An 8329-nucleotide genomic window follows, 5' to 3' on the forward strand; every position below is an offset into this window, starting at 1 on the left:
GCTACCTTAAGCGTTGTTTCGGTCGTAGGATGGGCAAAGGAGCGTAGCGACGTGCCCATCTTCCGGGACCTTGATGGGCACGCTACGCTTTGCCCATCCTACAAATATGCCGATTTTCGACTTAAGGTAGCGGTATTAAGCGCAGACCCGAATGGCACTAAGTTAGGCGGAATCTCCCTGTAGGAGCCTGCTTGCAGGCGAATTGAAGTCGCGGCCACCGGGAATGTTCGCCTGCAAGCAGGCTCCTACAGCGCAATCCTCAGGGGCAGGAGCAGCTCGGGGCTTAACTTAGTGCCATTCAGCGCAGACCCCCTTTCTATACTTTTCCCGAAGCCCGCATTTTTTAACGAAGGGAAAACGATGAAGAGTATCTGGATAGCCTGTTCCCTGGTGCTGCTCGCCGCCGGCTGCGATCGCAGGGAGCCATCATCGACCACTGAAAAACCGCAAGCGCCGGCGGATTTGGCGACCCAGCCCGACCCCGAGCCGGAACAAGAGCCACTGCAGCTCCCCGGCGTCGAGCGGCTGCTGGACCTGCGCGGGGGCCGCAGCCCGGGCGACTATATCGAGGCGGTGGAAAGATTCATTCGCGACAACCCGGATCTGCAGGTGATCGTCGGCAAGGGTTGGGACGTCGCCGCCTTCGGCGAGGCGCCGCCGCACAAGGCGCAGCTGGATCAGGTCAACGACCTGATCCCGATAGTGCTCTTCTCCCGCGACCACCGCACCATCTGGGCCAACTCCGAGGCCCTGGCCGCCGCCGGTATCGACGTCGACACACCGAATCCCGAGGGTGGCGCGATCGAAAAGGCTGACAACGGCCTGCCTACGGGCCTGCTTCGGGGCAGCGCCGTGCAGCTGATTGAAAAGATCATTCCGAAACCGGCGGCTGGGGCGGCTCCATAGCCGACTACTCGCCCAGGGCACTCCCCTCCCGCCGCGGATCGGCGCCGCCGTGCAGTTCGCCGTCGACAATTGCGATGGCGTGAATACCGCTGTTGAGGCCGCGCTGGGCAATTTTGTGGCCCATTTTCTCCAGCGCCGCCACCGTATCCGCGGAAAAGTAGCCGGCCTCCAGCTCCACGCGGCCGCCGATCGCGCCGATATTGCCGGCGGCGATGGCCTCGGCGATCGGCATGCCCAGCCCCAGATGGTAGAGCGCGGTGCGCGCGGTGTAGTCGATAATCCGCGAGCCGCCCGGGGAGCCCACCAGCAGGCGCATGTCCCCTTCCCCGTCGAACACGATGGTGGGCGACATGGACGAGCGCGGCCGCTTGCCCGGCTGGATGCGGTTGGCCACCAGGGCGCCGTCGGCGTTTTTCGGGGTGAAGGAAAAATCGGTGAGCTGGTTGTTGAGCAGAAAGCCCTTCACCAGCAGCCGCGAGCCGAAACCCGTCTCGATACTGGTGGTCATGCTCACGCCGTTGCCGTAGCGGTCGACGATGGACAGGTGGCTGGTATTGGGTAGCTCCGGGGATTTGGCGGTCAGGCGTTTGCGGGCGAAGGCCGCCGGCTTGCCGGGCGCCACCGCGGTGGCTTTTCCCGGATCGATCAGTTCGGCGCGCTTTGCCAGATAGGCCGGCGCCACCATCGCCGCAGTGGGGACTTCGACAAAATCCGGGTCGCCCACATAGGTGTTGCGGTCGGCAAACGCCAGCTCGGACGCCTGCGCGAACAGGTGGGTGAGTTCGCTGTCGCCCGCCTCGTAGCGGTCCAGCGGGAAGTGTTCCAGCATTCCCAGGATGGCGCCCACGGTAGTGCCGCCGGAGGACGGCGGAGCAGCGCCGCACACGCGGTACTGGAGAAAAACACTGCACACCGGTTCGCGCACTTTCGCGCGATAGTCGGCCATGTCTTTCCCGGTGAGCAGCCCCGGGTTGTCCGGGTCTTTGCGCACCGCATCGACGATCGCCTCGGCGATTTCCCCTTCGTAGAAGGCATCCGCACCCTTCGCGGCGATGGTGCGCAGTGTCTGCGCATAGTCGGGGTTTTTCAGTCTGTGACCCACCGGCAGCGGCTCGCCGTCGGCGTCGAAAAAATAGGCCTCGATGGCCGGGCGCGCGGCCACCTGGGGCATTCTTTTCAGCAGCTGGTGCAGGCGCGGGGAGACCGCGAATCCCCGCTCCGCCAGCTCGATGGCGGGCTCGAACAGGGATTTCCAGGGCAGCTTGCCGTCGCGCCGGTGGGCCAGCTCCAGCATGCGCACCGCGCCGGGCACGCCCACCGAATAGCCGCCGATCACCGCCTGAAAAAACGGGCGCGGCTGCCCGTCGCGCATAAAGTGGTTTTCGTCCACCGCTGCGGGCGCTGTCTCGCGGCCGTCGTAGTAATGAAGTTTTTTGCTGTCCGCGCGGTAGCTCAGCATAAAGGCGCCGCCGCCGATACCGGAGGACTGGGGTTCCACCAGCCCCAGCACCATTTGCGCGGCGATGGCCGCATCCACCGCGGTGCCGCCGCGGGCCAGTATCCGCTCGGCGGCGCGGCTGGCGTGGGGGTTGGCGGTGACCGCCATATATTCCTGCGCGCTGGCGGATTTGATCTCGCCGCGGCCGGTGGCGATTTCCGGTTGCGGCTCTTCGGCAAAGGCGGTGGGCAGGAAAACGGCGACGGCGAGAAGCAGGCTGCGCACAAGAAAACTCCCGGTCAAACAGGTGTGCGCCGAGTGTATCAGAAAGCGCCGGAGCGCAGTTTCAGCGGAATTTCTCCAGCAGCGCTTCCTGTACCGCCGGCGGCACGAACTTGGTTACGTCGCCGCCCAGGGAGGCGATTTCGCGCACCAGGGAGGAAGAGATATAGGAGAGGTGCTCCGCCGGGGTGAGGAACAGGCTTTCCATCTCCGGCGCCAGCTGGCGGTTCATATTGGCCAGCTGGAATTCGTACTCGAAGTCGGAAACCGCGCGCAGGCCCCGCAGAACTCCGTAGGCGTTCAGCTGGCGCACCAGGTCGGCGAGCAGGATATCGAAGCCGATCACCTCCACGTTGGGCAGGTCCCCCAGCACCCGTCGGGCCAGGTCCACCCGCTCGTCCAGGGTGAACAGCGGGTTTTTGCGGGTGCTCGCCGCCACCGCCACGATCACGTGGTCGAACAGGCGACAGGCCCGCTGCACCAGGTCCAGGTGGCCGTTGGTGATCGGATCGAAGGTGCCGGGGTAGACGACTTTTTTCATGGACCTGGGCTCTGTGGGCCGAACGGGACGCGCATGGTAAACAATTTGTGGTCCGGGCTCAAAATCCGGGAAAGCCAGCAAACGGACTTTCCCAGAGCCTGTTTACGATCTATGGTGCTGCGCAGCCGGTGCGGGGTCGGGAGGGGTGCCTCTTTCCGGGACACGCTGTGAGTGCGTATCTGTGCGCTCGCAATCGGCATCCATCTCACAAATCTGCCGGAGCAGGCGTGAGGTACCGCCACCCCCTGGTTCTTATCCAGCGACAGAAAACAGCCTCATGCACACCTGCCCCGCCCGTTTTTCCTTTGCTATCTGCCAGCCGTCCGGTGGGAGGACCACCTTGTCCCGGGGGGTCTCCACATAGACCAGCGCATTTTTTGCCAGGTGCCCGCCGAGGGCGGCCAGCGTTTCCTGCCAGAGGTCGCCGTCAAAAGGCGGGTCCACAAACACTATGTCGTAGCGGGTGTCCGTATGGGCGAGGAAATCGCTCGCGCTAGTGTAGTGTACCCGGCCGTTTTGCGCCTGGAGTGCGCCCAGCTGCTCCTTCAGTGTCCGCGCCGCGCCGCGGTTCAGCTCGACGAAGTCCACCCCGGCCGCGCCGCGGGACAGGGCCTCCAGCCCCAGGGCCCCGGAACCGGCGAAAAGATCCAGGCAGCGGGCGCCGGGCAAATGAAACTGCAGCCAGTTGAACAGGGTTTCGCGCAGCCGGTCGCCGGTGGGTCTCAGGCCCGCGACCGGCGCAAACTGCAGTTTGCGCCCCCGCCAGCGTCCGCCGATGATGCGCAGCTGGGACAGGGGCCGGGAGGCGGATTTGCGCGAGGGGCTTCTGGCCAAGGCGATTCTCTATAACGGCTGTGTGGGGGCTGGAGCGGTGCTAAGATTAGCGCCTTTCTGCAAGCGGTACATCCGGACTCACGAATGATCTTTGACTTCCTGCGCAAAAAGCAGCCCCAGCCCGGCAAAACCGAGGCCGAAGAGGCAGCCCCTGAATCAGCGCCGGCGGAGGAACCCGCCGCGCCTGAACCCCGACAGCCCGCCGGGTCGGCGCGGCCGGAGCCGGTTGCCGAAAGCGCACCGCCGCCGGCGAAGAAGGAGAGCTTTTTCTCCCGCATCCGCCGCGGCCTCAGCCGCACCAGCGGGCAGTTCGCCGAGGGGATGGGCAACCTGTTCCTGGGCGCCAAGGAGATCGACGAGGATCTGCTGGAGGAACTGGAGACCCACCTGCTGATGGCGGACGTGGGGGTGGAGGCGACCGGGGAGATCGTCGAGCGGCTTACCGACCGGGTATCCCGCCGCGAACTGGCCGACGGCGAGGCCCTGTACAACGCGTTGCAGGGGGAGCTGGCGGACCTGCTCGACGGCGTCGAGGCCCCGCTGGAGATCGACACCGCGAAGCAGCCCTTCGTGATCCTGGTGGTGGGCGTCAACGGTGTGGGCAAGACCACCACCATCGGCAAGTTGGCGCACCGCTATCTGAACCAGGGCCGGTCGGTGATGCTGGCCGCCGGCGACACCTTCCGCGCCGCGGCGGTGGAGCAGTTACAGGTCTGGGGCGAGCGCCACAATGTGCCGGTGGTGGCCCAGCACACCGGCGCCGACAGCGCCTCGGTCATCTACGATGCGGTGCAGTCGGCCCAGGCCAGGGGTATCGATATCGTGATCGCCGACACCGCCGGCCGCCTGCACACCAAGTCCAACCTGATGGAGGAACTCACCAAGGTGCGCCGGGTGATGGGCAAGCTGGACCAGAGCGCACCCCACGAGGTGCTGCTGGTGCTGGATGCCGGCACCGGCCAGAACGCCATCAGCCAGGCGGAGCAGTTCCGCGACGCCGCCGGCGTCACCGGCCTGGTGCTGACCAAGCTCGACGGCACCGCCAAGGGTGGGGTGATCTTTGCCCTGGCGCGCAAGTTCGGGATTCCGGTACGCTTTATCGGCGTCGGCGAGCAGGCGGAGGACCTGCAGCCGTTTAAGGCGCGGGAATTCGTCGCCGCGCTGTTCGCACGTGAGCCCGGCTGATTCGCCTGTAGGAGCGGCCCATGGCCGCGAACGGATTCCAGAGAATTCGGATGGATCGATCGCGGCCATGGGCCGCTCCTAGCAAGAACAAGAAAAATAGTGCTGCAATTCCATGATCACCTTCGCCCATGATTACCTTTGACAGTGTCAACAAACGCTACGAATCCGGCCAGGACGCCCTGGTGCGCGTCAGCCTGGAGATCGGGCACGGCGACATGGTGTTTCTCACCGGGCATTCCGGCGCGGGCAAGAGCACCCTGCTCAGGCTGCTCACGGCGATAGAGCGCCCCACCCGCGGCAGTATCCTGGTGGCCGGGCAGAACCTGGGCCGCCTGCGCAACGGCCAGATCCCCTACTACCGCCGCAATCTCGGCATCGTATTCCAGAACCACCAGCTGCTGTTCGACCGCAATGTGTTCGACAACGTCGCCCTGCCGCTGTCGGTGGCCGGGTGCAGCAAACGCGAGGTGGGTCGCCGGGTGCGCGCGGCGCTGGACAAGGTGGGCCTGCTGCACAAGGAGAAGCAGAACCCCATTGTGCTCTCCGGCGGCGAGCAGCAGCGGGTGGGCATCGCCCGAGCGGTGGTGAACAAGCCGGCGATACTGGTGGCCGACGAACCCACCGGCAACCTTGACCCGCAATTGTCGGCGGAGATCATGCAGCTGTTCGCCGACTTCAACGCCGTGGGTGTCACCGTGATGGTGGCCAGCCACGACCTGGAACTGATCGCGCGCATGAAACGCCGGGTGCTCACCCTGCAGGCGGGCCAGTTGATCTACGACGGAGTCCCCGGCCGTGAAGCAGTCACCCCATAGGTCGCCTCAGGCGGCGCACAAGGCCCAGCGGGCGTCCCGCAAGCCGCAGCGACAGGTACCGGAAGCCAGGCCCAGGCCCACCGGGGCGGTGGCGGCGCGCACCCGCCTGGGGGATCGCTGGCACAGCTGGCTCGGTCACCACCGGGAGATGGCGGTAGAGGCCCTGCGGCGCTTTTTCTCCGCGCCGCTGGCCAGCGGCATGACCGCGCTGGTGATCGCCATCGCCCTGGCCCTGCCCGCCGCGCTGCAACTGGGGCTGCTCAACTTCCAGCGCGCAGTGGCCGGCTGGGACGGCCAGCCGCAGATCTCGGTATTTCTGCACAAGGACGCCCGCGACACTGCGGTGCAGTCCTTTGCCGGCGAACTGCGCGCCGATCCCGCTGTGGCCGAGGTCACCTATATCTCCCCGGAGGAGGCGCTGCGGGAATTCCAGCAGGCCTCGGGGCTGGGCGACGCGCTGACGGGGCTGGGCGCCAATCCGCTGCCGGCGGTGCTGCTGGTGCGCCCGCGGGATACCGCCAGCGACCGGCTGGAGGCCCTGGCCGGCCAGCTGCGCGACAGCGCGCTCACCGACGCGGTGGTGCTGGATATGGCCTGGGTCCAGCGCCTGGCACAACTGACCGAGCTGGGCCGGCGGCTGTCCGCCGGCCTGGCGCTGCTGCTGGCGCTGGGGGTGCTGCTGGTGGTGGTGAACACTATCCGCCTGCATATCGAGAGCCGTCGCGAGGAGATACTGGTGGTCAAACTGGTGGGTGGCACCGACGCCTTCGTGCGTCGGCCCTTCCTGTACAGCGGCCTCTGCTACGGTGTCGCCGGCGGCCTGCTCGCCTGGCTGCTGGTGAGCGGCGGCGCGGCGCTGCTGTCCGGCCCGGTATCCGCCCTGGCCTCTTCCTACGATAGCGGCTACGCGCTGCGCGGTCCCGGCTTCAGCTATCTGCTGGCGCTCACCGGCGGCGCCGCGCTGCTGGGCCTGCTCGGTGCCTGGGTGGCGGTGGCGCGGCATATCAAAGCGATAGAGCCGCGCTGAAGGATAAGAAAGGTAAAGGCTGCGCGAGGACGGAACCCCGGCTGTGGATAACCCCTCTAAGGCCCCGGATATCAACACATTGCACCGGTCCTGCGCGGGCTTCCTAAGGCGGCCGCGCAAGTGCTACACTGAAGCCAATTTGCCGCGCGCAAGCGCCGGCAGCCGGGGAGTCAACCGGTGATCGAGTTTTCAGAAGGAGAGACCTGAATGGGAACCAGCCTGCAGCCAGTCCATATGTTGTCTCCGGGCGCCAATCTGGGCGCCTATATCCAGACGGTCAGCAGCTTTGAGGTGCTGTCCGCCGAGGAGGAGAAGCGCCTGGCGGAAGACCTCTACTACCGCGAAGACCTCAACGCCGCGCGCCAGCTGGTGTTGTCCCATCTGCGCTTCGTGGTGCATATCGCCAAGTCCTATTCCGGCTACGGCCTCAATCAGGCGGACCTGATCCAGGAGGGCAACGTCGGCCTGATGAAGGCGGTCAAGCGCTTCAACCCGGAAAAGGGCGTGCGTCTGGTGTCCTTCGCGGTGCACTGGATCAAAGCGGAGATTCACGAGTTTATCCTGCGCAACTGGCGCATCGTGAAGATCGCCACCACCAAGGCCCAGCGCAAGCTGTTCTTCAATCTGCGCGGGCAGAAGAAGAAACTGGCCTGGCTCACCAACGACGAGGCCAGGGCGGTGGCCGAGGACCTCAATGTGGACGTGGCCCACGTGCACGAGATGGAGGGCCGCCTGTCCGCCCACGACGCCGCCTTTGATGCCGGCGTGGACGAGGACGAGGACACCGCCTGGCAGGCCCCCGCCCACTACCTGGAGGACCGCCGCTACGACCCGGCGGCCCAACTGGAGCGGGACAACTGGCAGGACACCAATCTCAGCAGCCTGGCCTCTGCGCTGGAACAGCTGGACGAGCGCAGCCGCGATATTATCCAGGCGCGCTGGCTGAGCGACGAAAAGTCCACCCTGCACGAACTGGCGGACAAGTACGGCGTCTCCGCCGAGCGCATCCGCCAGTTGGAAAAGAATGCGATGAAGAAAGTGCGGGTGGCGATGGAGGCCTGACAGGACACATCGATTACCGGCGAAAAAACCGCGCAGCCGCGCGGTTTTTTTTATACCTGGGAGCGCCGAGCTCCAGCTCGGCTTGCGGGCCGCAGGCCCGCTTGTAGGAGATGTAATAAAGCGGCGAGCCAAGATCTAGCTCAGTAGGAGGTCAGTCCCCTAAACTGGTTGAGTTTTGAAACACAAGGTCGCTAAGCGCCTTAAACCAGAAGGGGACTGACATGAATAACTGTGGCATT

The 8329-nt window shown here is 65.5% G+C and carries 8 protein-coding genes; 5 read left to right on the top strand and 3 right to left on the bottom strand.

Translation table 11 applies throughout. The features are described from left to right. The first annotated feature begins 360 nt into the window (after positions 1 to 360). Complete coding sequence (locus ACRC0P_RS04780) at positions 361 to 906, top strand: amidohydrolase family protein (protein ID WP_438628642.1); 546 nt, start codon at positions 361 to 363, stop codon at positions 904 to 906. 4 nt (positions 907 to 910) lie between these two features. Here the strand turns inward: ACRC0P_RS04780 and ggt are convergent, their stop codons facing one another. The 3 genes from ggt to rsmD all read right to left on the bottom strand — a co-directional run bounded on the left by ggt (position 911) and on the right by rsmD (position 4001). Beyond that, positions 911 to 2629, bottom strand: a complete 1719-nt coding sequence (gene ggt / locus ACRC0P_RS04785; RefSeq protein WP_438628643.1) for a gamma-glutamyltransferase — start codon at positions 2627 to 2629, stop codon at positions 911 to 913. Positions 2630 to 2690: 61 nt separating this feature from the next. Then, the gene (gene coaD / locus ACRC0P_RS04790) at positions 2691 to 3167 is read right to left on the bottom strand and encodes a pantetheine-phosphate adenylyltransferase (RefSeq protein ID WP_438628644.1); all 477 of its coding nucleotides are present in this window, start codon (positions 3165 to 3167) and stop codon (positions 2691 to 2693) included. A 252-nt stretch (positions 3168 to 3419) separates the two neighbouring features. After that, on the bottom strand, positions 3420 to 4001 hold the full coding sequence (rsmD, locus tag ACRC0P_RS04795; protein ID WP_438628645.1) for a 16S rRNA (guanine(966)-N(2))-methyltransferase RsmD: 582 nt from the start codon (positions 3999 to 4001) through the stop codon (positions 3420 to 3422). 84 nt (positions 4002 to 4085) lie between these two features. Between rsmD and ftsY the strand changes: the two genes are divergently transcribed. The 4 genes from ftsY (at position 4086) to rpoH (ending at position 8090) form a co-directional block, all read left to right on the top strand. Then, positions 4086 to 5186, top strand: coding sequence for a signal recognition particle-docking protein FtsY (ftsY, locus tag ACRC0P_RS04800; RefSeq protein ID WP_438628646.1), 1101 nt, complete (start codon positions 4086 to 4088; stop codon positions 5184 to 5186). A gap of 128 nt (positions 5187 to 5314) precedes the next feature. Further along, positions 5315 to 6001, top strand: coding sequence for a cell division ATP-binding protein FtsE (ftsE, locus tag ACRC0P_RS04805; protein WP_438628647.1), 687 nt, complete (start codon positions 5315 to 5317; stop codon positions 5999 to 6001). Then, the gene (gene ftsX, locus ACRC0P_RS04810) at positions 5982 to 7028 is read left to right on the top strand and encodes a permease-like cell division protein FtsX (RefSeq protein ID WP_438628648.1); all 1047 of its coding nucleotides are present in this window, start codon (positions 5982 to 5984) and stop codon (positions 7026 to 7028) included. Before ftsE ends, ftsX begins: the two co-directional genes overlap by 20 nt. Before the next feature lie 207 nt (positions 7029 to 7235). Beyond that, positions 7236 to 8090, top strand: a complete 855-nt coding sequence (gene rpoH / locus ACRC0P_RS04815) for an RNA polymerase sigma factor RpoH (RefSeq protein WP_438628649.1) — start codon at positions 7236 to 7238, stop codon at positions 8088 to 8090. Positions 8091 to 8329: the final 239 nt, after the last annotated feature.

The organism is Microbulbifer sp., assembly GCF_051659245.1.
In the GTDB taxonomy this organism is placed as follows: Bacteria; Pseudomonadota; Gammaproteobacteria; order Pseudomonadales; family Cellvibrionaceae; genus Microbulbifer.